Origin of the sequence: Citrobacter freundii complex sp. CFNIH2, assembly GCF_002880615.1 — a bacterium.
In the GTDB taxonomy this organism is placed as follows: domain Bacteria; phylum Pseudomonadota; class Gammaproteobacteria; order Enterobacterales; family Enterobacteriaceae; genus Citrobacter_A; species Citrobacter_A amalonaticus_F.
Genome location: NZ_CP025757.1, coordinates 1,617,294 through 1,638,370, shown reverse-complemented (window position 1 = coordinate 1,638,370; position 21,077 = coordinate 1,617,294). Strand labels below are relative to the sequence as shown.

24 protein-coding genes are annotated in these 21,077 nt (G+C 52.9%); 12 read left to right on the top strand and 12 right to left on the bottom strand.

Annotation, left to right across the window (positions count from 1 at the left end; genetic code table 11):
• Positions 1-109: 109 nt before the first annotated feature.
• On the top strand, positions 110-595 hold the full coding sequence (spy, locus tag WM46_RS08170; RefSeq protein ID WP_061077312.1) for an ATP-independent periplasmic protein-refolding chaperone Spy: 486 nt from the start codon (positions 110-112) through the stop codon (positions 593-595).
• Positions 596-762: 167 nt separating this feature from the next.
• Positions 763-1,338: an environmental stress-induced protein Ves gene (gene ves, locus WM46_RS08165; RefSeq protein ID WP_102601960.1), complete on the top strand. Its 576-nt coding sequence runs from the start codon at positions 763-765 to the stop codon at positions 1,336-1,338.
• Here the strand turns inward: ves and cho are convergent.
• Positions 1,298-2,182 (bottom strand): excinuclease Cho, encoded by an 885-nt coding sequence (gene cho, locus WM46_RS08160; protein WP_187394500.1) that lies wholly within the window; start codon positions 2,180-2,182, stop codon positions 1,298-1,300. The genes ves and cho overlap by 41 nt on opposite strands.
• Positions 2,183-2,302: 120 nt before the next feature.
• On the bottom strand, positions 2,303-3,130 hold the full coding sequence (gene nadE / locus WM46_RS08155; RefSeq protein WP_102601959.1) for an ammonia-dependent NAD(+) synthetase: 828 nt from the start codon (positions 3,128-3,130) through the stop codon (positions 2,303-2,305).
• Positions 3,131-3,349: 219 nt separating this feature from the next.
• On the opposite strand from nadE, the gene osmE reads away from it, so the two are divergent.
• The 7 genes from osmE to chbG all read left to right on the top strand — a co-directional run bounded on the left by osmE (position 3,350) and on the right by chbG (position 9,247).
• A complete protein-coding gene (gene osmE, locus WM46_RS08150; RefSeq protein ID WP_043000893.1) occupies positions 3,350-3,694 on the top strand; it encodes an osmotically-inducible lipoprotein OsmE in 345 nt (114 codons plus the stop codon).
• A 294-nt stretch (positions 3,695-3,988) separates the two neighbouring features.
• Entirely contained in the window at positions 3,989-4,309 is a 321-nt protein-coding gene (gene chbB / locus WM46_RS08145) for a PTS N,N'-diacetylchitobiose transporter subunit IIB (protein ID WP_042319411.1), read from the top strand.
• Positions 4,310-4,390: 81 nt separating this feature from the next.
• Positions 4,391-5,749, top strand: coding sequence for a PTS N,N'-diacetylchitobiose transporter subunit IIC (gene chbC, locus WM46_RS08140; protein ID WP_102601958.1), 1,359 nt, complete (start codon positions 4,391-4,393; stop codon positions 5,747-5,749).
• Between the two features lie 52 nt (positions 5,750-5,801).
• Positions 5,802-6,149 (top strand): PTS N,N'-diacetylchitobiose transporter subunit IIA, encoded by a 348-nt coding sequence (gene chbA / locus WM46_RS08135; RefSeq protein ID WP_061077316.1) that lies wholly within the window; start codon positions 5,802-5,804, stop codon positions 6,147-6,149.
• A 10-nt stretch (positions 6,150-6,159) separates the two neighbouring features.
• Complete coding sequence (gene chbR / locus WM46_RS08130; protein WP_081093688.1) at positions 6,160-7,002, top strand: transcriptional regulator ChbR; 843 nt, start codon at positions 6,160-6,162, stop codon at positions 7,000-7,002.
• 119 nt (positions 7,003-7,121) lie between these two features.
• Entirely contained in the window at positions 7,122-8,477 is a 1,356-nt protein-coding gene (locus WM46_RS08125) for a 6-phospho-beta-glucosidase (protein ID WP_102601957.1), read from the top strand.
• Positions 8,478-8,488: 11 nt separating this feature from the next.
• Positions 8,489-9,247: a chitin disaccharide deacetylase gene (gene chbG, locus WM46_RS08120; protein WP_102601956.1), complete on the top strand. Its 759-nt coding sequence runs from the start codon at positions 8,489-8,491 to the stop codon at positions 9,245-9,247.
• Positions 9,248-9,299: 52 nt separating this feature from the next.
• Here chbG and katE read toward each other — a convergent pair whose 3' ends face one another.
• The gene (gene katE, locus WM46_RS08115; protein ID WP_102601955.1) at positions 9,300-11,558 is read right to left on the bottom strand and encodes a catalase HPII; all 2,259 of its coding nucleotides are present in this window, start codon (positions 11,556-11,558) and stop codon (positions 9,300-9,302) included.
• 201 nt (positions 11,559-11,759) lie between these two features.
• Between katE and cedA the strand changes: the two genes are divergently transcribed.
• Positions 11,760-12,014, top strand: coding sequence for a cell division activator CedA (gene cedA / locus WM46_RS08110; RefSeq protein ID WP_071887667.1), 255 nt, complete (start codon positions 11,760-11,762; stop codon positions 12,012-12,014).
• 51 nt (positions 12,015-12,065) lie between these two features.
• On the opposite strand, the gene tcyP is transcribed toward cedA, so the two are convergent.
• The 4 genes from tcyP to hxpB form a co-directional block, all read right to left on the bottom strand.
• Positions 12,066-13,457 carry a cystine/sulfocysteine:cation symporter gene (tcyP, locus tag WM46_RS08105; RefSeq protein WP_054176635.1) on the bottom strand — a complete coding sequence of 464 codons (1,392 nt, stop codon included), beginning with the start codon at positions 13,455-13,457 and terminating at the stop codon, positions 12,066-12,068.
• 132 nt (positions 13,458-13,589) lie between these two features.
• Positions 13,590-14,180, bottom strand: a complete 591-nt coding sequence (locus tag WM46_RS08100; RefSeq protein WP_043000884.1) for a metal-dependent hydrolase — start codon at positions 14,178-14,180, stop codon at positions 13,590-13,592.
• Positions 14,181-14,275: 95 nt separating this feature from the next.
• On the bottom strand, positions 14,276-15,037 hold the full coding sequence (kduD, locus tag WM46_RS08095; RefSeq protein ID WP_061077323.1) for a 2-dehydro-3-deoxy-D-gluconate 5-dehydrogenase KduD: 762 nt from the start codon (positions 15,035-15,037) through the stop codon (positions 14,276-14,278).
• Between the two features lie 147 nt (positions 15,038-15,184).
• Entirely contained in the window at positions 15,185-15,853 is a 669-nt protein-coding gene (gene hxpB, locus WM46_RS08090) for a hexitol phosphatase HxpB (RefSeq protein WP_061077324.1), read from the bottom strand.
• A 137-nt stretch (positions 15,854-15,990) separates the two neighbouring features.
• Between hxpB and WM46_RS08085 the strand changes: the two genes are divergently transcribed.
• Positions 15,991-16,527, top strand: coding sequence for a YniB family protein (locus WM46_RS08085; RefSeq protein ID WP_102601954.1), 537 nt, complete (start codon positions 15,991-15,993; stop codon positions 16,525-16,527).
• Positions 16,528-16,570: 43 nt separating this feature from the next.
• On the opposite strand, the gene WM46_RS08080 is transcribed toward WM46_RS08085, so the two are convergent.
• The 3 genes from WM46_RS08080 to pfkB form a co-directional block, all read right to left on the bottom strand.
• The gene (locus WM46_RS08080) at positions 16,571-17,431 is read right to left on the bottom strand and encodes a fructosamine kinase family protein (RefSeq protein WP_043000880.1); all 861 of its coding nucleotides are present in this window, start codon (positions 17,429-17,431) and stop codon (positions 16,571-16,573) included.
• A 106-nt stretch (positions 17,432-17,537) separates the two neighbouring features.
• The gene (gene ghoS, locus WM46_RS08075) at positions 17,538-17,828 is read right to left on the bottom strand and encodes a type V toxin-antitoxin system endoribonuclease antitoxin GhoS (RefSeq protein ID WP_061077326.1); all 291 of its coding nucleotides are present in this window, start codon (positions 17,826-17,828) and stop codon (positions 17,538-17,540) included.
• Positions 17,829-17,928: 100 nt separating this feature from the next.
• Positions 17,929-18,861 (bottom strand): 6-phosphofructokinase II, encoded by a 933-nt coding sequence (gene pfkB / locus WM46_RS08070; RefSeq protein ID WP_102601953.1) that lies wholly within the window; start codon positions 18,859-18,861, stop codon positions 17,929-17,931.
• 286 nt (positions 18,862-19,147) lie between these two features.
• On the opposite strand from pfkB, the gene WM46_RS08065 reads away from it, so the two are divergent.
• Entirely contained in the window at positions 19,148-19,906 is a 759-nt protein-coding gene (locus tag WM46_RS08065) for a YdiY family protein (RefSeq protein WP_102601952.1), read from the top strand.
• A 108-nt stretch (positions 19,907-20,014) separates the two neighbouring features.
• On the opposite strand, the gene yniD is transcribed toward WM46_RS08065, so the two are convergent.
• Entirely contained in the window at positions 20,015-20,122 is a 108-nt protein-coding gene (yniD, locus tag WM46_RS08060; RefSeq protein WP_086512613.1) for a small membrane protein YniD, read from the bottom strand.
• 112 nt (positions 20,123-20,234) lie between these two features.
• The gene (locus tag WM46_RS08055; protein ID WP_102601951.1) at positions 20,235-21,053 is read right to left on the bottom strand and encodes a helix-turn-helix domain-containing protein; all 819 of its coding nucleotides are present in this window, start codon (positions 21,051-21,053) and stop codon (positions 20,235-20,237) included.
• Positions 21,054-21,077: the final 24 nt, after the last annotated feature.

Below are 21,077 nucleotides of genomic sequence, written 5' to 3'. Positions count from 1 at the left end.
CTGACTAATTGACGATTAAGTCGTTAAAGTTAATCTCGTCAACACGGCGCTGTACTTCTTCGGAGGTGACAAGAAAGCCGTAAAATAACTGAAAGGAAGGATAAAGATTATGCGTAAATTAACTGCACTGTTTGTTGCCTCTGGGCTGGCGCTGGGCGCTGCAAACCTGGCTCATGCGGCGGATACCACCACCGCGGCACCGGCAGACGCCAAACCGATGATGCAGCATAAAGGCAAATTCGGCCCACATCATGACATGATGTTTAAAGACCTGAATCTGACCGATGCTCAGAAACAACAGATCCGCGACATCATGAAGGATCAGCGTGACCAGATGAAGCGTCCGCCGGTTGAAGAACGCCGCGCAATGCACGACATCATTGCCAGCGATACCTTCGATAAAGCGAAAGCCGAAGCGCAGATTACGAAGATGGAAGAACAGCGCAAAGCTAGCATGCTGGCACACATGGAAACGCAGAATAAGATCTACAACATTCTGACCCCGGAACAGAAAAAACAGTTTAATGCCAATTTTGAGAAGCGTCTGACAGAACGTCCGGCGCGTGACGGTAAAATGCCTGTACCTGCTGAGTAATCGCTGAGCAGACCTATTCGAAGACCGCCGGTCTTGTCCATCCTCTCCACTGAGGCGATGGGCAGGATCGGCGGTTTTTTCTTTTTCAGGCCCTAAGGAAAATCATCATGGCTGCCGATAACGACGTTGTGCTTTATTATGCCGCATGATGTTTATCAGGAGCGATGATGGAATACTTTGATATCCGCAAGATGCCGGTCAATCTCTGGCGCAACGGTGCCGGTGAAACGCGTGAAATTTGCTGTTTTCCACCGGCGACCCGCGATTTTCACTGGCGTGCCAGCATTGCTTCTATCGCCGGTAATGGCGAATTTTCGCTCTTTCCCGGTATCGAGCGGGTGATCACCCTGCTGGAAGGCAGCGAAGTGACGCTGGAAAGTCAGGGGGCGTTCAGCCATACCCTTAAGCAGCATCAGCCGTTTACCTTTGCCGGAGAGCGCGTGGTGAAGGCCAGACTGACGGAAGGGCAGATGTCGATGGATTTTAATATCATGACCCGGCGTGACTCCTGCCAGGCAAAAGTGCGGGTGGCCGATCGCACCTTTACCACTTTTGGCTCGCGCGGCGGCGTGGTGTTTGTCATTAGCGGTGCCTGGCAACTGGGCGATAAACTGCTGACTGCCGATCAGGGCGCCTGCTGGCACGACGGCAAACATACGCTACGGCTGTTGAAAGCCGAGGGGAAACTGTTATTCAGCGAGATCACCTGGCTGCAGGGACATTCCCCGGATTCAGTTCAATAATTTCACAGGCTCCGGAAATGAGCGGCTTACAGAGAATTTTGTAACCGTCATGATCAAAACCGGCTGGCGTTTGTACCAGGGTTGCCGCATCTTCCAGCGTATCAACCGCCCCCAGCCACAGCCAGTTGTTAATGACGTGGTACTGCGTCATTTGCGCACGGTTCTCTTTGAGCGCAATGGCGTTTTTCCACGGCCAGCAGATAACGCGCAGTTTTTCCAGCGATGCCTGTAAACGGGCGTCGTGCTCCTGTGGATGCTCTTTATTACAGCAGACGCCAGCGCAGCGTTTTAGCGCAGAGCGAAAGCAGGCACGGCCACGGCTCAGGGGTTCAAGACCCAGCCGCCCGTAACACAATTTTTGTTCGTCCGCGAGTGACTGTAAGGCGGCAAGCGCGGCGCGGCGGTTAGCAAAAAGACCGAACAGATCCGGAGCGTGGGAGAAATCAACGTCGCGCGAATAGACGACGTCCACTTTTCCATCCCTGAGCGTTAGCGCGCAGAGCTGGCGGTTGCGGCGCAGACGTTTATTAAAGAGCGGCTGTTGCTCTTTAATCAGCCGAGCCTCGAGTAATAGCGCGCCAATTTCGCCGGCGGTACCGATCCAGGAGATACGCCGGGACTGGCGCAGCATGGCGGCTTCTTCCGGCGTGCGTAAATGCGACAGTACCCGACTGCGAATATTGACACTTTTACCAATGTAAAGCGGCAGGGTGTCGCTTTCGCTGTGAAAAAGATAAACACCGGGCACGGCCGGGAGCGAATCCAGGAAAGGACGCAGATGTTCAGGATATTCGTAAACTGCTGTTTCTGGCTCAAGACGAGGAACTGATTGACGCCGTACCACGGTTAACTCCGGATGCTGGTTATTCATCCAGTATAGCAGCGTCAGTATGATTAAAAAAGAGATGGCGTGGGCGACTGCGGCGCGGGAGCCGGATGGCGTTGCCATCCGGCCAGTCCATTCTTACTGTTTCCAGAAGTCATCAAACACGGTAATCGGCGGACGGCGTTTATGCTCAGTCTTCAGATACCAGCCTTCAATGATTTTCGCGATGGCGGCATCCACCGTTTTTCCTTCCAGATAGTCATCAATGTTCTCATAGGTTACGCCCAGCGCGGCTTCATCCGGCAGAGAAGGGCGATCGTCTTCGAGATCGGCGGTAGGCGCTTTCTTATAAAGGTGTTCCGGGCAACCTAATGCCGCCAGTAGTTGTTTTCCCTGGCGCTTGTTGAGGCGAAACAGCGGGTTAATATCCGTACCACCGTCACCGTATTTGGTGAAGAAACCGGTGATGGCTTCCGCCGCATGATCGGTACCCACTACCACGCCGCTGGTCATGCCCGCGATACTGTACTGTGCTTTCATACGTTCACGGGCTTTTTCATTGCCACGAACGAAATCGCTTAGTTCAATGCCGGCTTCACGCAGGGCCTGTTCGCTCGCCAGTACCGCTCCTTTGATATTGACGGTCAGCACGCGGTCCGGCTGGATAAAGTCGATGGCGTCCTGACAATCCTGCTCATCCGCCTGAACGCCATAGGGCAGGCGAACGGCGATAAACTGCAGCGCGTCGTTACCGGTCTCAGCACGCAATTCGCTAATGGCGGTCTGGCAAAGTTTGCCTGCCAGCGTCGAGTCTTGTCCTCCGCTGATGCCCAGCACCAGACTTTTCAGGAAGGGATAACGTTGCAGATATGCCTTCAGAAAATCCACGCTGCGGCGAATTTCCTCTTCTGGATTAATGTGCGGTTTTGCGCCAAGCGCTTTGATGATCTCGTGTTGCAGAGTCATTTACCCCCTCCCCAATGTATAAAGAATAAAATCAGACTGTGATAAAGCTAACCCTTTGCTGTGCAAACGACAAGAGAACGCAGGCTGAGTGGCGCTTAAAACGACATCCTGCCGTCTGAACGGAATCTGGCAAAATATTCGCGTGCTAAGTGTTCGCTTGAAAAATGTCAAAATGTATTCCAGGCTTATATAACACGCTGATAAACAAGAGGACGGAAAATGAACAGGACTATTGCAGGAATTTTCAGTGCAGCAGCAGTATTAACGATGCTGGCAGGGTGTACGGCGTACGACCGTACCAAAGACCAATTTGTCCAGCCTGTGGTCAAGGATGTGAAAAAAGGCATGAGCCGCGCGCAGGTTGCACAGATTGCCGGGAAACCGTCGTCTGAGGTGAGCATGATCCACGCTCGCGGTACCTGCCAGACCTACATCCTGGGTCAACGTGATGGTAAAGCAGAAACCTATTTCGTGGCGCTGGATGATACCGGTCATGTTATCAACTCAGGCTACCAGAGCTGCGCTGAGTATGATACCGACCCGCAGGCAGCGAAGTCACAATAACTGTCTATTGCCTGTACAGCTCAACGAACCGGCCACTGGCCGGTTTTTTTGTAACGAAGATGATCTTATTTATTGATGCGAATTATTTACCCGAAGTGTGAAGGGGGTCATAACGCCAGGTCAATGAGAGACAATTTAGTTGGTCAAGGAAATACCATCAGCAGGTGCGATGCCGTATACTCATTTCAGACACAGAAATAAGTTTTCGGTTACGCAGGTTGTCCAGAGCATAGATGCAGGTTGAGACTTGCGGCGTGTCTGGTTGACAGATAATCGCACATGAGGAAGGTCTGAATGGAAAAGAAACACATTTATCTGTTTTGCTCTGCGGGTATGTCTACCTCTTTGTTAGTGTCAAAGATGCGTGCGCAGGCGGAAAAGTATGAAGTCCCGGTTATTATTGAAGCATTCCCGGAAACCCTTGCCGGAGAAAAAGGACCGAATGCCGACGTTGTATTATTAGGTCCGCAAATTGGTTATATGTTGCCCGAAATTCAGCGTTTGTTACCGAACAAACCTGTAGAAGTGATTGACTCGCTGCTGTATGGCAAAGTCGATGGTTTAGGCGTGCTTAAGGCTGCGGTTGCAGCAATTAAAAAAGCCGCTGCAAATTAATATTTTAAATTTTCCCGTCAAAGAGTTATTTCATTTACATATACCGCAATAATTAATTGCGGTCTTTAAGGGTATTTTTCTATGAGTAACGTCATTGCTTCACTTGAAAAGGTACTCCTTCCTTTTGCTGTCAAAATAGGAAAGCAGCCACACGTTAATGCAATCAAAAACGGTTTTATTCGTTTAATGCCATTAACCCTCGCGGGGGCTATGTTTGTATTAATCAATAACGTTTTCCTGAGCTTTGGGGAGGGGTCGTTTTTTTATTCCCTCGGTATTCGGCTGGATGCGTCAACCATTGAAAACCTCAATAGTCTGAAAGGCATCGGCGGAAACGTCTATAACGGTACGCTGGGTATTATGTCTCTGATGGCGCCATTCTTTATCGGTATGGCGCTGGCGGAAGAGCGCAAAGTTGACGCCCTGGCGGCCGGCCTGTTATCGGTTGCGGCCTTTATGACCGTCACGCCTTACAGCGTGGGCGAAGCCTATGCGGTTGGGGCGAACTGGTTGGGCGGTGCGAATATCATTTCCGGTATTATTATCGGTCTGGTGGTCGCGGAAATGTTTACCTTTATTGTCCATCGCAACTGGGTCATTAAATTACCCGATAGCGTACCGGCATCCGTCTCCCGTTCATTCTCCGCATTGATTCCGGGCTTTATTATCCTTTCCATTATGGGGATCATCGCCTGGGTGCTGACGACGTGGGGAACTAACTTCCACCAGATCATTATGGACACCATCTCTACACCGCTGGCTTCGCTGGGCAGTGTGGTTGGCTGGGCGTACGTGCTCTTTGTTCCGCTGCTGTGGTTCTTCGGTATCCACGGTTCCCTGGCGCTGACGGCGCTCGACAGCGGTATCATGACGCCATGGGCGCTGGAAAACATCGCTATCTATCAGCAGTACGGTTCAGTGGATGCCGCGCTGGCCGCCGGTAAGACGTTCCACGTCTGGGCGAAGCCGATGCTCGACTCCTTTATCTTCCTCGGCGGCAGCGGTGCCACGCTGGGTCTGATCCTTGCCATCTTTATCGCCTCTCGCCGTGCGGATTATCGTCAGGTCGCGAAACTGGCTCTGCCATCAGGTATCTTCCAGATTAACGAACCGATTCTGTTTGGTCTGCCGATCATCATGAACCCGGTAATGTTCATCCCGTTCATTCTGGTACAGCCGATTCTGGCCGCGATTACGCTGATAGCGTATTACCTGGGTATTATCCCACCCATTACTAACATCGCGCCGTGGACCATGCCAACCGGGCTGGGGGCGTTCTTTAACACCAACGGGAGCGTTGCGGCTCTGCTGGTCGCCTTGTTCAACTTAGGGATTGCGACGCTGATTTACCTGCCGTTCGTGGTGGTTGCGAACAAAGCGCAAAACGCAATCGACAAGGAAGAGAGCGAAGAAGATATCGCTAACGCACTGAAATTTTAAGTTTAACCCGGCATGTGGCGACGCATGCCGGGCCGTCAAAGAGGAATGATTTATGATGGATCTCGAGAATATTACTGATACCCAGACCGAAGCCGAAGAGCTCGAAGAAGTGGTGATGGGGCTTATCATCAACTCCGGACAGGCGCGCAGCCTGGCCTACGCGGCCTTAAAACAGGCGAAGCAGGGCGACTTCGACGCCGCGAAAACGATGATGGAGCAGTCGCGCATGGCGCTGAACGAAGCGCATCTGGTGCAGACGAAACTGATTGAAGGCGATCAGGGCGAAGGTAAAATGAAAGTCAGTCTGGTTCTGGTTCACGCACAGGATCATCTGATGACGTCAATGCTGGCACGCGAACTGGTGACAGAGTTGATTGAGCTTCACGAGAAGCTGAAATAGTAAGGAGTTGATGATGCAACACCAGGCTACCGCACCGGAAATCACCATTGCCCGTGAACAACAGTTGTTTAACGGTAAAAATTTCCATGTCTTTATCTACAACAAGACGGAGAGCGCCTGCGGTCTGCATCAGCACGATTACTATGAGTTCACGCTGGTGCTCACGGGGCGCTATTACCAGGAGATCAACGGTAAACGTGTGCTGCTGGAACGGGGTGACTTTGTGTTTGTTCCGCTCGGTTCGCACCATCAGAGCTTCTACGAGTTCGGCTCGACGCGTATTCTTAACGTTGGCATCAGTAAACGTTTTTTTGAACAGCACTACAGCCCGCTCATGCCGTTCTGTTTCGTGGCATCGCAGGTCTATCGCACCAACAGCGCATTTTTAACCTACGTCGAGACGGTTATCGCCTCGCTCAACTTTCGTGATACCGGGCTGGAAGAGTTTGTCGAAGTGGTCACCTTCTACATTATCAACCGCCTGCGCCATTATCGTGAAGAACAGGTTCTTGATGATATTCCGCAGTGGCTGAAAGCCACCGTGGAAACCATGCACAATAAAGCGCAGTTTGGCGAAAATGCTCTGGAGAATATGGTTTTTCTGTCCGCAAAGTCCCAGGAATACCTGACGCGAGCGACCCAGCGTTATTACAGCAAAACGCCGATGCAATTAATTAATGAAATTCGCATCAACTTTGCCAAGAAACAGCTGGAGATGACTAACTACTCCGTAACAGATATTGCGTATGAAGCGGGATACAGTAGTCCAAGTCTGTTTATTAAGACGTTTAAAAAAATGACGTCATTTACGCCTAATAGCTACAGAAAAAAACTCACGCAATATAATCAGTAATTATTTTACTCAACAACCAGGTTTACGCTTGCCCATTATTGACGCGGGACGTCTGCGTCATATCTGACAGAAGGGCAGAGCCTCATTCACGCCAGTGTTAAGCACTGAAGGGAGAAACGATGAGCCAGAAATTAAAAGTCGTCACCATTGGTGGCGGCAGCAGCTATACCCCAGAATTGCTGGAAGGATTTATTAAACGCTACCACGAGCTGCCGGTTTCCGAATTGTGGCTGGTTGACGTCGAAGGCGGCGAAGAGAAACTGGATATTATTTACCAGCTTTGCCAGCGGATGATCGAAAAAGCAGGCGTGCCGATGAAGGTGTTTAAAACCCTGGATCGCCATGAAGCGCTGAAAGATGCCGATTTCGTGACCACGCAGCTGCGCGTAGGACAGTTGAAAGCGCGTGAACTGGATGAGCGTATTCCGCTGAGCCATGGCTACCTGGGTCAGGAAACCAACGGTGCCGGTGGGCTGTTTAAAGGACTACGCACGATCCCGGTGATTTTCGACATTATTAAAGATGTGGAAGAACTGTGTCCGAATGCATGGGTGATCAACTTTACTAACCCGGCTGGCATGGTGACCGAAGCGGTCTATCGTCATACGAACTTCAAACGCTTTATTGGCGTGTGCAACATTCCGGTCGGGATGAAGATGTTCATCCACGATGTGCTGGCGCTGAAAGAGAGTGATGACCTGTCGATCGACCTGTTTGGCCTCAACCACATGGTGTTCATCAAAGATGTGATCGTCAATGGACAGTCACGCTTTGCTGAGCTGTTGGACGGCGTGGCCTCGGGCCAGCTTAAAGCGTCCACGGTGAAAAACATTTTCGATCTGCCGTTTAGCGAAGGGCTCATTCGTTCTCTGAATCTGCTGCCATGCTCGTATCTGCTGTACTACTTCAAGCAAAAAGAGATGCTGGCGATTGAGATGGGTGAATACTACAAGGGCGGCGCGCGGGCCCAGGTGGTACAGAAGGTCGAGAAACAGCTGTTCGATCTGTATAAGAACCCGGAGCTGAACATCAAGCCGAAGGAGCTGGAGCAGCGCGGGGGCGCGTACTACTCTGACGCTGCCTGTGAAGTCATTAATGCGATTTTCAATGACAAGCAAACCGAGCATTACGTCAACATTCCGCATCACGGCCACGTCGATAACATTCCGGCCGACTGGGCGGTCGAGATGACCTGTACGTTGGGTCGCGATGGGGCAACGCCGACGCCGCGTATCACCCATTTTGACGAGAAAGTGTTGGGATTGATCTATACCATCAAAGGCTTTGAAGTCGCTGCCAGTAACGCGGCGCTGAGCGGTGAGTTTAACGATGTCCTGTTAGCGCTGAACCTGAGTCCGCTGGTGCATTCGGATCACGACGCAGAAGGGCTGGCGGGTGAACTGATTCTGGCGCACGAAAAATGGTTGCCAAACTTTGCCGGATGCATTGCGAAGCTTAAAGACGCACAACACTAAAGAGGTCGGCTATGGAACGCTTATTGATTGTAAACGCGGATGATTTTGGTCTGAGCAAAGGGCAAAACTACGGCATCGTGGAGGCCTGTCGTCACGGCGTGGTGACCTCGACTACGGCGATGGTGAACGGTGATGCCATTGAGCATGCGGTCACCTTAAGCCGCGATCTGCCGACGTTGGCGGTAGGGATGCACTTTGTTCTGACGCTGGGAAAACCACTGACCGAGATGCCGGGATTAACCCGTGAAGGGCGTCTGGGAAAATGGATCTGGCAGATGGCAGAGGAAGATACGCTGCCGCTGGACGAAATCGCCCGTGAGCTTGCCAGTCAGTACCAGCGTTTCATCGACCTGTTCGGGCGGGAGCCGACGCATCTGGATAGCCATCACCATGTGCATATGTTCCCGCAGATCTTCCCCCTTGTCGCACGTTTTGCCGCAGAGCGTAATATTGCGCTGCGTATTGATCGTCAGCCGGTGTTCAGGACCGGCGATCTCCCGGCGACGCTGCGTAGCTCGCAAGGGTTCAGTAGTGAGTTTTACGGGGAAGCGATTTCTGAATCGTTGTTCCTGCAGGTTCTCGAGGCATCAGCAAAACGTGGAGAATCCTCACTGGAAGTAATGTGTCACCCGGCGTTTATCGACAATATCATCCGTCAGAGCGCCTATTGTTACCCCCGCTTGACTGAACTGGACGTGCTGACGTCGGCATCGCTCAAGTATGCGATTGCAGAGCGTGGCTACCGTCTGGGCAGTTTTCTTGATGTCTGACTCCTGAGTTTGCGGCGCGTGGTGCGCCGCTTTTTTTTGCCTGCGATTTGCCTCAGGCCGGTACGGCCGGGATTTTAGCCGTTCTCGACCAGACGCGGTGGGCTGCCATCTGCGTAAACAGTTCATCCATAAAACGGCTATCCGCGTCACCACCTTCTACAACGCCTTCCTCACCCTGACTGTCGATGTGAAGTCGCGCTTTAAAGCGCCGGGCTTCACCTGCGAGAGCGATGGGTTTGAGATGTTTATACGCTTCCAGCAGATAATATTGTGCATCGCCGTTGTCCTCGATATCGGCAATATCACCGCACGGTACAATAACGGCATCTACGGTGAGAGACGGCGCACCGGCAAATGTGGCGGCGATGGTCAGTCGTGAACCGTCATCGGCAATAACGTCCCCCATCCGTGAATAGAGCAGTTTTGCATGAACGCCTTTCGCCTGAAGTGCCTGCAAAATGGACATCAGATCGGCTGATTTGACCTTGCCGTTGAGTAAAATCCCGACAACGCGGCCTTTAATATCGCCGTCCGGCACGGCATACAGACTGAGCGAAGGATCTTTCTTCAGTCCGCTCACCTCTGGTGGCGGTGCAATTTGTGTCTGTTCATCGCTTAACGCAATACCCAGATTTTTCCCGACCGCCTGCGCGAGGTTAATGTCGATATGCGCCAGTTGGTCGACCACCCGTTCACGGATCCAGGTACGAACGACCTTACTCAACTCAAAGCTGAAGGCATCGACGATATGCAACTGCTCGACTGGCGTCTGGCTTGACCAGAACAGACGCGGATGGGCGTAGTATTCGCCAAATGAGGGACTACGTTCGCGGATCTTGTCGCCTTCGATGCGTTCCTGATATGACTCAAAGCCGCCGCGTTTCGGCCCCGGCGGCGTTTCACGTGGCCAGTTGTCATTGATGGAATTGGGTTCATAGTTAGCCGGGTTGGTGTCGATACTCATCCGATGCATCCCGTCACGCTGGAAGTTGTGATACGGACAGGTAGGACGGTTGATCGGAATTTCATGGAAATTGGCTCCCCCCAGACGGCTAATCTGCGTATCGGTATAGGAGAACAAACGGCCCTGCAACAGCGGATCGTTTGTGAAATCTATGCCAGGGACGATATGGCCGGGATGGAAGGCGACCTGTTCGTTTTCGGCGAAGAAATTATCGGGGTTGCGGTTCAGTACCATTTTACCGACGCGCTGAACCGGAACCAGCGCTTCGGGGATCAGCTTGGTGGGATCCAGTAAGTCAAAATCGAATTTCAACTCGTCCTCTTCCGGGATCAGTTGCAGTCCCAGCTCATATTCCGGGAAATCACCGGCTTCAATGGCTTCCCACAATTCCCGGCGATGGAAGTCCGGGTCGCGACCGGTCAGCTTCTGCGCTTCATCCCATACCAGTGAGGCTTTACCTGCCAGAGGTTTCCAGTGAAAACGAACGAAGGTGGCTTTGCCCGCCGCATTGATCAGGCGAAAAGTGTGAATCCCAAAGCCTTCCATCGTGCGATAACTGCGTGGAATGCCGCGATCGGACATCGCCCACATGACGTTATGCAGGGTTTCGGGCTGTAACGACACGTAATCCCAGAAGGTGTCATGTGCGCTTTGCCCCTGGGGGATTGCCCAGTGCGGTTCCGGTTTCACAGCGTGGACGAAATCAGGAAACTTGTGCGCATCCTGAATAAAAAAGACAGGGGTATTATTGCCGACCAGGTCAAAAATCCCTTCTTCAGTGTAAAACTTGGTGGCAAAACCACGGATATCACGCACCGTATCCGCTGAGCCTGCGCCGCCCTGAACAGTGGAAAAACGCACGAAGACCGGGGTGATTTTATCCGGATCGGAGAGAAAGTCGGCTTTAGTGATGTCGCCAAGGTTTTTGTAGGGCTGGAAGTAACCGTGCGCAGCCGAGCCGCGCGCATGGACGATCCTCTCGGGAATGCGCTCATGGTCAAAATGGGTGATTTTTTCGCGCAAGATAAAATCTTCAAGCAGCGTAGGACCACGGTGTCCGGCGCGCAGTGAATTCTGGTCGTCGGCAATACGTACCCCCTGATTGGTGGTGAGGGCGTAATTCTCGCTGCCTGTGCGGACGTTCTCCAGTTCGCTCAGCTTTTTATTGCCAGTATCCGGGGCTTTCAGACTGCCGGGCGCCGTGGGGTGCATGCCGGGAGGCGTCGGTTCAGGAACAGGACGATACGAGTCGTCGTCAGGCGCCAGAGAGTCCAGGCCCGGTTTTGCTTCGCGCGGATCGTGTACCGGAGAGTGATGTGGATGGGGATTTTTCTCGTGATGCGACATTGAACTCGTCTCCATTTTTCATTGCTGAAAGGGTCGTTGTTTTTGTCAAAAAACCCCCTAACTATAGTCCACTCGTGTGATCCCGCCGGGCAGAACGCGGATGACAACGTGGGTTGACAGGGGAAAGAGCACGCCCGGAGCAGGACGGGCGGGGGTATAATCGGCTAAGATAGTTCTTTTCTGATTTTTGAATTTGTCTTAGTGAAGCTATTAATGATGAAACCTCTTCGCCAACAAAATCGTCCGGTTATTAGCTATGTTCCGCGTGTTGAACCTGCGCCGCCCGAACATGCGATAAAAATGGACGCGTTTCGTGACGTGTGGATATTGCGCGGGAAGTATGTCGCGTTTGTCTTAATGGGGGAGTCGTTCCAGCGATCGCCGACGTTCAGCGAGGCGGAATCAGCCCAGCGCTGGGCAAATCAGGTCCGTCAGGAAAACGAAATAGCGGATTAATTCCGGCATAAAAAAACCGCCCCGAAGGGCGGTTTTCTGTTTTGGGGACGCTTAGTGATGCGCCAGTTCGGCGTCGTCTTCACTGTCCAGAATGGTTTTATCGGTTTGCTTCAGCCACTGGCTGGTCAGCGTACCGGCAGTCATCGACCCGCTGACGTTCAGCGCGGTGCGGCCCATGTCAATCAGTGGCTCAACGGAGATGAGCAGCGCCACCAGCGTGACAGGCAGCCCCATTGCGGGCAGTACGATCAGCGCGGCGAACGTGGCACCGCCACCGACACCAGCCACCCCGGCGGAGCTGACGGTCACAATGCCGACCAGCGTCGCAATCCAGAGAGGATCCAGCGGGTTAATACCGACCGTCGGCGCCACCATCACGGCCAGCATGGCCGGATACAAACCGGCACAGCCATTCTGACCAATTGTCGCACCAAAGGAGGCCGCGAAGCTGGCGATAGATTCCGGCACGCCCAGACGACGGGTTTGCGCTTCCACGTTCAGCGGGATAGAGGCGGCGCTGGAACGGCTGGTAAACGCGAAGGTCAGAACCGGCCACACTTTGCGGAAGTACTTGAGCGGGCTCACGCCGTTCACGCCCAACAGTACGCCGTGGACGACGAACATAATGCCCAGACCGAGATACGAGGCGATGACAAAGCTGCCCAGCTTAATGATGTCCTGCAGGTTGGAACCCGCCACCACTTTGGTCATCAGCGCCAGTACGCCGTAAGGCGTTAACTGCATGACCAGGCGGACCAGTTTCATCACCCAGCTTTGCAGGGTGTCGATAGCCGTCAGCACGCGCTCGCCTTTCGGCGCGTCATCTTTCAGCAGTTTCAGCGCGGCGACACCGAGGAAGGCGGCGAAAATGACCACGCTGATAATGGACGTCGGGTTCGCGCCGGTCAGATCGGCAAACGGGTTTTTCGGTACAAATGAGAGCACCAGCTGTGGGACGCTGAGATCGGCCACTTTACCGACATAGTTGGTTTCAATGGCATTCAGTCGCGCCGTTTCGGCTCCGCCCTGAACCAGACCTTCAGCGGTCAGGCCAAACAGATTGGTCACCAGCACACCGACCAGTGCGGCAATCAATGTGGTAAACAGCAGGGTTCCGATGGTCAGAAAGCTGATTTTCCCCAACTGCGAGGCGTTATGCAGGCGGGCAACTGCGCTCAGAATCGAGGCAAATACCAGCGGCATGACGATCATTTGCAGCAGTTGAACATAACCGTTGCCGACGATGTTGAACCACTGGACGGAATCTTTCAGCACCTGGCTGTCAGAGCCATAAATGGTGTGCAGCGCAAGGCCAAAGACCACACCCATGACCAGACCGACCAGCACTTTCTTTGCCAGACTCCACTGTTTATGACGGGCTTGCGCCAGCACAAACAGCAGAATGACGAACACCACAATGTTCGCGATTAATGGAAAATTCATCCCCGTTCTCCTGATTTTATTATTCGTCCCGCTGTGTCACAGCGATCCTGTTGCCGCAAGGTTAGCAGAACTGTGACCTGGCTCTTATATTCAAATGGAATTGTTTATGCCAAAAACGATAATTCCGCTGCTTTACTGGTCGATTTGATGCTTTATAAAGCGATTGAACTGCCATTGCAGCGTATTAATCATATCGGATGACCAGCGAACTGCACTGTTCTGGGGCAAGGTTTGTGGCATCCATACCGCCCAGGCAAACAGCGCCATGCAGAGAAACCGCTCCAGTTGATTGCCTTTCTGCGGGACCAGTATCGGCAGACGAAAGCGCCAGCGGCAAGGCCAGAGTAGGGGGACGCCCGCTGGCGTCAGCATATCGGCGGCAATATGGCTCAGATAGCCTATCACCATACCCTGCAAGGCATCGGCGGGGATAACCCAGCTCTCCGGTACTTTCAGGTAGAACGTGGCCAGCAGCGCAAAGACGGCCAGCAGACTGTGAGTGAATCCGCGATGGCCGAACGCACGGGCGATCGGTTTCGAAATCCATTTTAGTCGCTGACCGAGAAATGACTTTGGGTGATCAATGTCCGGTAACAGACAGGTCAGGATGGCGGAAGGAACAATGTGCCACCAGTCACCCTGCGCGAGCACGGGCGTGAGTTCCGCGTTTTTAGCAAACACCGCGCAGGCAATGGAAAAGAGGAGGTGACCTTCCGCCGTCATGATAAAACCTGATAAACTGTGAATTCGTACAGTATAGGATTTTTATACAGTGGGCGGAAGTGGTGACGTTGTAACTCTTTGTCAATAATGCGCGTTTAACGCGCTAACCAACCGCCATCGACGGCCAGCGTATAGCCGTTGATGTAATCTGCTGCCTTCGAGGCGAGGAAGACGACCGGACCCTGCAGATCGTCTGGCGTTCCCCAACGGCCCGCCGGGATACGATCGACAATCTCTTTATTGCGTTCAGCATCTTCCCGCAGTTGTTGGGTGTTGTTGGTTGCCATGTAGCCCGGGGCGATGGCGTTGACGTTAATCTGATGCTGCGCCCACTCGTTAGCTAACAGTCGGGTAATGCCCAGAACGCCGCTCTTTGAGGCCGTATAGGACGGGACGCGAATGCCGCCCTGAAACGACAGCATTGACGCGATATTGATGATTTTTCCGCCCTGACCCTGGGCAATGAACTGGCGTGCAACGGCCTGGGAGAGAAAGAAGAGCGACTTGAGATTCAGGTTCATCACGTCGTCCCAGTCTTTTTCCGTAAAACTGAGCGCGTCTTCGCGACGAATGGTCCCGGCGTTGTTCACCAGAATGTCGATGCGACCGAATTTCTCTACCGCCTTCGCGATAACGTCCGCGATAACCGCTTGCTGGCTCAGATCGGCCTGTATGGCGAAAAAGCGGCGACCCAGCGCTTCTACTTTGGCAGCGGTGTCATGAGGAACCTTGCGGTTCACGCCGATGATATCGCAACCGGCTTGCGCCAGTGCGACAGTCATCCCTTGCCCGAGCCCGGTATCACAACCGGTGACGATGGCGACTTTACCTGTGAGACGAAATGCATCCAGAATCATAATGACCTCGGCTATCCGTTTTTATCTGTTATGTGCCTGAAAGAAGGATAGGAGAGGAACGGAGAGAATACAATTAAAAATGAAACGTTGTTTTAATTTTGTTGACTGGCTGGCAAAACGGGCAATGTGATCATTGCCCGAACCCGGTTAGCCAAGTAAATCGGCGATGGTCAGTTCCGTGAGTGAGTTGAGCCTGACGTCGGCGAGGATATAGCGCGGATCGTGTCGCACCTCTTTGTCCGGTACGACGATGGAGCGCATCCGCGCCGCTTTCGATGCCACCATACCGTTGACGGAATCTTCCAGCGCCACACAGCATAACGGGTCAACGCCCAGTTTCGCCGCGCAGTCGATGTAAACCTGAGGATGAGGTTTGCTGTAGGGCAGTTTTTCCGCGGAGGCGATGGCGTCAAAGCTCTCCCGCAGGTCGAACATTGCCAGTACTTTTTCCAGCATATGCAGAGGGGATGCTGACGCCAGTCCGACCTTCAAACCTTGCGCTTTACACAACGCGACCGCTTCTTTGACGCCCGGTAACAGCGGACGCGTCTCTTCAACCAACGCGATGGCGCGGGTAATGACGCGATCGGTGACCTCCTGGCGGCTCGGCCCGTTCCACGGCTGCTGAGCAAACCAAAGATCGACAACCATATCGATGCGCAGCCCCAGCGTATCCGGGAGTTCGTGACGACGAGTGATATCGACGCCGACGCTGGACAGCACGTCCAGTTCAGCCCGATCCCACAACGGCTCGGAATCAATCAGCAATCCATCCATATCGAATATGGCCGCAAGAATTTGACGCGGGGTTGACATTACAACCTCTCCTGTTGAGCATTAAATGTAGGGTATTCAGCATTAGCCGCTATCATAACGTTTTTAAAGATCGGGCGAAAAGGGTTATCAGCAGGTAGACTTAAGCCAAAACGACGCGTCTTCATCAAGGGGAACTCATGACGTATCAACAAGCTGGACGCATTGCAGTGTTAAAAAGGATCTTAGGATGGGTGATATTTATCCCGGCGCTCCTCTCCACGCTGATTTCAGCCCTGAAATTTATGTACGCGCACAGCGAAAAGCAGGAAGGGATTAACGCGGTGATGCTCGATTTTACCCACGTCATGATTGACATGATGCGAGTGAATACCCCGTTTCTGAACCTCTTCTGGTACAACTCGCCGACGCCGGATTTCCAGAATAGCCTGAACATTCTGTTCTGGCTGATTTTTGCGCTGATCTTTATCGGGCTGGCGATGCAGGATTCCGGTGCGCGTATGAGTCGCCAGGCGCGGTTTTTGCGTGAAGGCGTCGAAGACCAGTTGATTCTGGAGAAAGCCAAGGGCAGTGAAGGGCTGTCACGCGAGCAGATTGAGTCGCGCATTGTGGTTCCACATCACACGATTTTCCTGCAGTTTTTCCCGCTCTACATCCTGCCGGTGATTATCATCATCCTCGGCTATGTGTTCTTTTCCCTGCTGGGATTTGTCTGAATAAAAAGGCCGCCATCCGGCGGCCTGATGATGTCAGCCATGATTACGCCGCGAGCAGTCTGTCCATTGCCTTCTGCGCAATTACCAGGTGCTGACCGCCAAACAGTCTTGCCCGGTTGAGCAAGGTATAAAGTTGATATACCGGTTGCCGGTCGAGAAAATCTAACGGCAGCGGCGACACCGACTGATAACCATCATAAATTTGCGGCGGCTGTTCGGTATGCAGCGGCAACATCGCCAGGTCGCATTCCCTGTCTCCCCAGTAACAGGCCGGATCAAACAGATAGGGACCATCTGGCCCGAGCGCGCAGTTCCCGGACCATAGATCGCCGTGTAATAAAGAAGGCTGTGGCTGGTGGGAGGCGAGACGCTGTTGCACGTGCTCGACGATGGCGTCGATATTGCCAAAAGCAATCCCTTTTTCCGCCGCCAGTTCGAGTTGCCAGCCAATGCGCTGTTCGGCGAAAAAGGTAGACCAGCGGCGCTGCCAGGCATTGGGCTGCGGTGTGGTCGAGAGCGCGTTATCGAAATCCAGCCCAAACTGCGGCTGATCGCTCCATTCATGCAGGTGGGCAAGCTGCTGCCCCAGAATAAACGCACTGTGCGCATCCAACGGACGGGGAGGGAGATAATCCATCACCAGAAAGCTGTAATCACGATCCGCACCCACCGCCCACACTTTGGGGACCGTCACTGTATGGCTGCGTGATAACAGTTCTAATTGATCGGCTTCTGCCGTGAAGCCTGGAAGCAGTTCTCGCTCATCACATTTAACGAAGAAATCGCGTCCCGCATAGCGTAAATGCCACGCGGCATGAATTTCTCCGCCAGGCAGTTCGTTACGCAGTTCGATTTCGCCTTCACCGAGTTGCTCGCTTAAAAGACGACTGATAGCCTGCCACATGATGTCTCTCCCCATGTTGTCTGCCAGATCATAAGGTTAGCGCAAAGATGCGGTTAAAAAACACGAACTAACGCACACCGTGGACGTGTTTTCGTGGTAATGGCATTTATTGTCCGCTGAGATCCCACTCTTCCCAGGTCACCACGCTGACCTCCGGCATTTTATCTAACGCGCTTTCTGCCAGCCCTGCGGCCAGTGCTTTGACCTCCTCCGGACTCTGGGCGCTAATCAACCCAAAGGTATTGGTTCCCAGTTCATGCACATTTCCGTCATCATCCGTGAGGGTGAGCAGAAAACCGGCACGGGTAAGATGGTTATTCAGTTCATTTATTTCCGTTAAGGAGTCTTCGTGGAACGTGATAGTAACAACATATCGGGTGATTTCCCCACTGGCCATTTGACACCCCTTTGTAATCTCATGAGTTTGTAGCATAGACGGTGAACGCGTAAGCCGACAGGTTTACGCTAAATTCCCCCTCGAAAAGAGGGGGAAATCATTATGGCTGGCTAAGATAAGCGTAGATTTTTTGTGTATCGTCATGGGAGCACAGGCGTGTTCCCTGGTTGATGGTCGCGGCGCTACCGGCCGCAACGCCGAAGCGCACCATATCGTCAAGTGAGGCGCCTTCAGCCAGTTTGAGAGTCATTGCCCCCACCATACTGTCGCCCGCGCCCACGGTGCTCTGGCTTTTAACCGGCGGTGGCACAACCTGCACGCAGGTTTTACTGTCCACGCCCAGCGCGCCCTGAGGACCGAGCGAGACGACAACGCGCTGCGCCTTGCCGCTGCGGACAATTTCCTGCGCCGCTTTGCGCACGTCATCAGGCTGGGTAAGTTCGCGATTAACCAGGGCACTGAGTTCTTTCTGGTTGGGTTTAACCAGTTCAATATTGCCAATAGCTAATGCGGCCGTCAGCGCCTCGCCGGAGCTGTCAATGATGCAACGGATCCCCTGTTTCTGCGCGGCGGTAATTAACTGGCTGAGTTTTTCGACTTTGACGCCTGGCGGCAGACTACCGCTGACTACCAGAATGGCACCGGACTCGATCTCCAGGACCTGCTCTTCTATCTGACGAAACTCATCGTCATTCAGGGCCGCACCGGGCATCACAAAGCGATACTGTTCGCCGCTGGATTCGACATGAACGTGCAGGTTCTGACGCGTCCAGTCTTTTGCATCAATGGTTGCGACCGGAACGTTTTCGTCAGCGAGCAGGGCCACCAGGTGTTCACCGGTTGCACCACCGACGGGGAAAATAGCGGTCGCCGTTCCGCCCAGATGGGCAATGGCGCGAGCGACATTAATACCACCGCCGCCAGGCTCAAATACCGGGGCAGTACAGCGGAGTTTCCCTTCGGGATAGATTTGCGGGGTGATCGTTGCGCTATCGAGAGAGGGCGCAAGCGTCAACGTATAGATACGTACCATCGTTACCTCCTGTTAGGCTGTGTTCAGTCTGGCACCGAATAGCGCTAAAGTGAAGTCATTAACAATATGATTAATTAAAGTTTATTGTTTTAATTTCCCGTAAGGATATATAAATATTTAATTGTTTTGAGAGCTCTCTTATTCAAAAAATGAAATAAGAATTCATTGCTATGTTATTCGAGCCTTTTTATAATTTGTTACCTTTCCTGGGGCGTTTGTCATTGATCCCTCTGAAAGTTTCCGGGACCGTAATGGTCTCTTTTTTTGTTGTACGGACTCTTTATAAATGAAGCTTTTAAAGACAGTTCCCGCTGCCGTTCTGCTGGCGGGGGGCGTGTTTGCGTCGATGTACGCAACTGCCGATGATTCCGTTTTTACTGTCATGGATGATCCCTCAAGTGCGAAGAAACCCTTCGAAGGCAATCTCAATGCCGGTTATCTTGCGCAGTCAGGCAACACGAAAAGTTCTTCTTTGACCGCGGACACGACCATGACCTGGTACGGCCAGACAACGGCCTGGTCACTGTGGGGGAACGCGAGCAACACCTCTTCCAATGATGAACGCTCTTCAGAGAAATATGCGGTTGGCGGTCGTAGTCGTTACAACGTGACCGATTATGACTATCTTTTTGGCCAGGCGAGTTGGCTGACGGATCGTTATAACGGCTACCGTGAGCGCGACGTGTTCACCGCCGGTTATGGTCGCCAGTTCCTTAACGGCCCCGTACACAGCTTCCGTTTTGAATTCGGTCCGGGCGTACGGTACGACGAACATACGGATGGCACAACGGAAACGCAGCCGCTGGGCTATGCTTCTGGCGCGTATGCCTGGCAGATATCAGACAACACCAAATTTACGCAAGGCGTGTCGGTGTTTGGTGCTGAAGATACGACGCTGAACTCCGAGACGGCGCTGAATGTGGCAATCAACGAGCACTTTGGCCTGAAGGTGGCGTACAACGTGACGTGGAACTCCGAACCGCCGGAAACGGCGCCGGAGCATACGGACAGACGTACCACCGTCTCTCTGGGCTACCGGATGTAAGCTGAGGCCAGACTGTTCACCAGTCTGGCTTTTTTATTACGGTGTCTGATGTCGATTTGTCCGTCAGCGCTTTTATCCAGAATATGCACATTGCCAGAATCACGACGGCTATCCCCAAATCATTGCCGCCCAGCGTAGTAATAACATTGCGCCACAGATGACGATCAGGACGACCACCATTTTCCAGTGTTTTTTGGCGAAGCGATTTGATGGCATCATTTATTTCCTGTCGGTTTCAGACGGTTAATCCTAGTGTAACAAATCTGTCAGCCAGGCAGTGAATGGATATGCATCTTGCCTCGTCCATGCAGGAAGGAAAAGAGGGGGGCTATGGCCCGCACTCTGCGAGCGTGTAGGTATAGTAGTTAAGCTGTCGGTACTGACGCTTCAAAAGTTCAGTGGGTGTCAGGTCAGTATAGAGTCGACATGTTTTGATGAAATGCGCTTGATCGTAGTAACCGTGGCTGAACGCACTCGTCAGGACATCGCCGTCCACCAGTATCTGGCGCAGCGTTCGCTGAAATCGGGCAGTGCGGCAAAAATAGCGCGCATCGACGCCAGTGAATTGATGTACGCGTCGTAGCATCGTCCGCTCAGTCATTCCCAACTGGCTACGGATTGTCGAGAACGACTCGCCGTAATACAGTCGATTCACTGCCTGGATGAGATCGCTGTTCGCCCGTTCGCAACGGTCAACCATTGTTAGCAGCCAACGTTCTAACCGGCTGATACGTTTGTCATACGGTAAGTTAATCAATTCCGGGATGGCACAACGTAGACCCAGATCGGTGAAGGAAACAGGAACGTCATCCAGTTCATCCATCGCGAGACCCAGCAGAGGGAAGCAGGTTGCAGAGCGCAGTCGGATTGAGAGTAAATCGATTTCTCCCTGGGGGGTGAATATCATTCTGGACTTGCGGGGGCGAAGCAGGACGGCCTCGCCCTTTGGGACAATACGGTAATTTGATGTCTGTTGGCTATCCAGCGGTATCGTCGCAATGAGCAGAGGATCGCCCAGGTTGAGCAGCAGCTCGCCTCCGGTACCGGGAAAGAGCGTGGGTAAGGGCGTCCCTGCTGTCATTTGCCAGCACCAGAAATGGGCTATCCAGTTAGCCAGCGCCATACTGGGTGCACTGCATCGTTGCATGTTGATATTTACCTCAGACACCTT

Bases quoted from the DNA above. Each gene is read 5' to 3' on its own strand.
- WM46_RS08125 (WP_102601957.1), top strand. From the start codon at position 7,122: ATGAGCCAGAAATTAAAAGTCGTCACCATTGGTGGCGGCAGCAGCTAT.
- pfkB (WP_102601953.1), bottom strand. From the start codon at position 18,861: ATGGTACGTATCTATACGTTGACGCTTGCGCCCTCTCTCGATAGCGCA.
- chbR (WP_081093688.1), top strand. From the start codon at position 6,160: ATGATGCAACACCAGGCTACCGCACCGGAAATCACCATTGCCCGTGAA.
- WM46_RS08065 (WP_102601952.1), top strand. From the start codon at position 19,148: ATGAAGCTTTTAAAGACAGTTCCCGCTGCCGTTCTGCTGGCGGGGGGC.
- nadE (WP_102601959.1), bottom strand. From the start codon at position 3,130: ATGACTCTGCAACACGAGATCATCAAAGCGCTTGGCGCAAAACCGCAC.
- katE (WP_102601955.1), bottom strand. From the start codon at position 11,558: ATGTCGCATCACGAGAAAAATCCCCATCCACATCACTCTCCGGTACAC.
- chbA (WP_061077316.1), top strand. From the start codon at position 5,802: ATGATGGATCTCGAGAATATTACTGATACCCAGACCGAAGCCGAAGAG.
- chbB (WP_042319411.1), top strand. From the start codon at position 3,989: ATGGAAAAGAAACACATTTATCTGTTTTGCTCTGCGGGTATGTCTACC.
- chbC (WP_102601958.1), top strand. From the start codon at position 4,391: ATGAGTAACGTCATTGCTTCACTTGAAAAGGTACTCCTTCCTTTTGCT.
- kduD (WP_061077323.1), bottom strand. From the start codon at position 15,037: ATGATTCTGGATGCATTTCGTCTCACAGGTAAAGTCGCCATCGTCACC.
- ves (WP_102601960.1), top strand. From the start codon at position 763: ATGGAATACTTTGATATCCGCAAGATGCCGGTCAATCTCTGGCGCAAC.
- hxpB (WP_061077324.1), bottom strand. From the start codon at position 15,853: ATGTCAACCCCGCGTCAAATTCTTGCGGCCATATTCGATATGGATGGA.
- ghoS (WP_061077326.1), bottom strand. From the start codon at position 17,828: ATGGCCAGTGGGGAAATCACCCGATATGTTGTTACTATCACGTTCCAC.
- WM46_RS08100 (WP_043000884.1), bottom strand. From the start codon at position 14,180: ATGACGGCGGAAGGTCACCTCCTCTTTTCCATTGCCTGCGCGGTGTTT.
- WM46_RS08085 (WP_102601954.1), top strand. From the start codon at position 15,991: ATGACGTATCAACAAGCTGGACGCATTGCAGTGTTAAAAAGGATCTTA.
- spy (WP_061077312.1), top strand. From the start codon at position 110: ATGCGTAAATTAACTGCACTGTTTGTTGCCTCTGGGCTGGCGCTGGGC.
- tcyP (WP_054176635.1), bottom strand. From the start codon at position 13,457: ATGAATTTTCCATTAATCGCGAACATTGTGGTGTTCGTCATTCTGCTG.
- WM46_RS08080 (WP_043000880.1), bottom strand. From the start codon at position 17,431: ATGTGGCAGGCTATCAGTCGTCTTTTAAGCGAGCAACTCGGTGAAGGC.
- chbG (WP_102601956.1), top strand. From the start codon at position 8,489: ATGGAACGCTTATTGATTGTAAACGCGGATGATTTTGGTCTGAGCAAA.
- yniD (WP_086512613.1), bottom strand. From the start codon at position 20,122: ATGCCATCAAATCGCTTCGCCAAAAAACACTGGAAAATGGTGGTCGTC.
- WM46_RS08055 (WP_102601951.1), bottom strand. From the start codon at position 21,053: ATGCAACGATGCAGTGCACCCAGTATGGCGCTGGCTAACTGGATAGCC.
- osmE (WP_043000893.1), top strand. From the start codon at position 3,350: ATGAACAGGACTATTGCAGGAATTTTCAGTGCAGCAGCAGTATTAACG.